The organism is Saccharomonospora iraqiensis subsp. iraqiensis, assembly GCF_000430445.1.
GTDB lineage: Bacteria > Actinomycetota > Actinomycetes > Mycobacteriales > Pseudonocardiaceae > Saccharomonospora > Saccharomonospora iraqiensis.
This window is the reverse complement of record NZ_KE387090.1, coordinates 76,794-79,274: the sequence shown is the minus strand read 5'-3', so window position 1 is coordinate 79,274 and position 2,481 is coordinate 76,794. Positions and strand designations below refer to the sequence as shown.

Below are 2,481 nucleotides of genomic sequence, written 5' to 3'. Positions count from 1 at the left end.
CCCGCCCGGCGTCCCGCGGGGTCAGCCCGCCCCGGTGACCGGGACCCGGCGCCGGGTGGGGGCCCGCCCGGCGGGCTGGGACGGGCGTTCGGTGGGCTCCCCGGGAGGCAGGGGCAGGGTCGTCGGCTCCTCGGTGACGGTCACCGGTTCCCCGTAATGCGTGAGGGTGAACGGCTTGCCGTGGATCAGCCGGTAGGTCGCCGACTCCCGCCGGATCTCGACGCAGAACTGGGACCCGCGGAAGCACATCCGGAAGGCGATCCGGTGCGGGACGGACGGCAGCCGTGGGGCGAAGCTCAACTCGCCCCCGTGGTCCCGCATCCCGCCGAACCCGGCGACCATCGCCAGCCACGAGCCCGACATGGCGGCCATGTGCAGCCCGTTGCGCACGTTGTGGTGCAGGTCGCGCAGATCGGTCAGGGCCGCCTCGGCGAAGTAGTCGTAGGCCAGGTCCGGGTGTCCGCACTCGGCGGCCAGCACCGCCTGGGTGGCCGCCGACAACGACGAGTCCCGGACGGTCAGCTGTTCGTAGTAGGCGAAGTTGCGCCGCTTCTGCTCCAACGAGAAGGCGTCGCCGCGCAGGTGCATCGCCAGCACCAGGTCCGCCTGCTTGACCACCTGTTTGCGGTAGAGGTCGAAGTACGGGAAGTTCAGCAGCAGCGGGTACCGGTGGGTCGGTGTCCCCGCGAAGTCCCACCGGGCGTGCTCGGTGAACCGCTCCGACTGCGGATGCACCTTGAGCAGGTCGTCGTACGGGATCCGCATTTTCCGGGCGGCCTCCCGCCAGCCGGCGACCTCCACGTGGTCGACCCCGAGCTCCTCGGCGATGTCCGGCTGCTGCTCGCACGAGTCCGCGGCGGCGCGGAGGTTCCGCTGCGCCATCAGGTTGGTGTAGACGTTGTTGTCCACCACGGCGCTGTACTCGTCCGGCCCGGTCACCCCGTCGATGCGGAATCCGCCGTGCGGGTCGTGGTGGCCCAGTGAGATCCACAGGCGTGCCGTCTCGGTGAGCAGTTCGGTGCCGCACTGCCGTTCGAACTCGGTGTCGTGGGTGGCCTGCAGGTACCGCACGACCGCGTCCGCGATGTCGGCGTTGACGTGGAAGGCGGCGGTGCCCGCGGGCCAGTACGCCGAGCACTCGGCGCCGTTGATCGAGCGCCACGGGAACGCCGCCCCGCGCAGCCCGAGCTGTGCGGCGCGGTCCCGCGCCTTGTCCAGGGTGCTGTGCCGCCAGCGCAGGGCGTCCCGCGCGGCGTCCGGCAGGGTGTAGGTGAGCACCTGCAGCACGAAGGTCTCGGTGTCCCAGAACGCGTGGCCGTCGTAGCCCGGGCCGCTCAGCCCCTTGCCCGGGATCGCCCGGCTCTCGCCGCGGGCCCCGGCCTGCAGCACGTGGAACAACCCGAACCGGACGGCCTGCTGGAGTTCCGGATCGCCGTCGATCTCCACGTCCGCGCTGGCCCAGAACTGGTCCAGGAACCGCCGCTGCTCGGCCAGCAGCCCCTCCCAGCCCGTCTGCAGGGCCCCGGCGAGCGCGGCGTCCACCTGGGCGTGCACCGCGGGCAGCGACCGTTGCGCCGACCAGCCGTAGGCCAGGTACTTGGTCACCCGCAGCTTCTCGCCGAGCGGGACGTCGACGGCGATCGTGAGCCGGGCCAGGTCCTGCTCCACCGTGATGTCCGTGCGCAGGCCCTCGCCGGCCTCGATCCGGTGGTCCATGGCGGCGGCCATGCGCAGCCCGGACCGCTTCGTGCGGTGGACCAGGACGGCACGCTGGTTCTCGGCACGGGCGAACTCGCCCATCAGCGGTGCCTCCAGGGCCGCGGCCACCCGCGGATCGCCGGAGTCCGACTCGATGGGCTCGTTGGCGAGCAGGTCGGACTGGGCCACGAGCTGGACGTCCCCGTCGAGCGGTTCCACCTCGTACCGGATCGCCGCCGCCGCCCGCTGGGTGAACGACACCAGGCGTTCGGTGCGGACCAGCACCCGCCTGCCCGTGGGGGAGACCCACTCGGTCTCCCGCCGCAGGGTCCCCGTCCGGAAGTCCAGGGTGCGGGAGTGCCGTTCCGCGTGCCCGTACCGCATGTCCAGCGGTTCGTCCTCGACGAGCAGGCGGATCACCTTGCCGTCGGTGACGTTGACGACCGTCTGGCCCGCCTCGGGATAGCCGTAGCCGCCCTCGGCGTACGGCAGTTCGTGCTCCTCGTAGAAACCGTTCAGGTAGGTCCCGGGCAACCCGCGCGGTTCCGCCTCCTCCAGGGTGCCCCGCATCCCGATGTGCCCGTTCGACAGTGCGAACGTCGACTCCGTGCGTTGCAGCTGGTCCACGGCCAGGCCCTGCCAGCGGAGCTCCCACGGCGAGCGCCCGTAGCCGCGTTCGACGTCGGTCACGCTCCTCCCTTCAGCGATCCGGCCGGCAACAGGTCGGCGAGGTCGTCCACCACGACGTCGGCGCCCGCCTCCCGCAGGGCCTGCGCCTGCTCG

1 protein-coding gene is annotated in these 2,481 nt (G+C 72.1%); it reads right to left on the bottom strand.

Translation table 11 applies throughout. From position 1 onward, the window contains the following. Positions 1 to 21: 21 nt before the first annotated feature. Positions 22 to 2,388 (bottom strand): glycoside hydrolase family 65 protein, encoded by a 2,367-nt coding sequence (locus ACTIR_RS0112590; protein ID WP_026454558.1) that lies wholly within the window; start codon positions 2,386 to 2,388, stop codon positions 22 to 24. Positions 2,389 to 2,481: the final 93 nt, after the last annotated feature.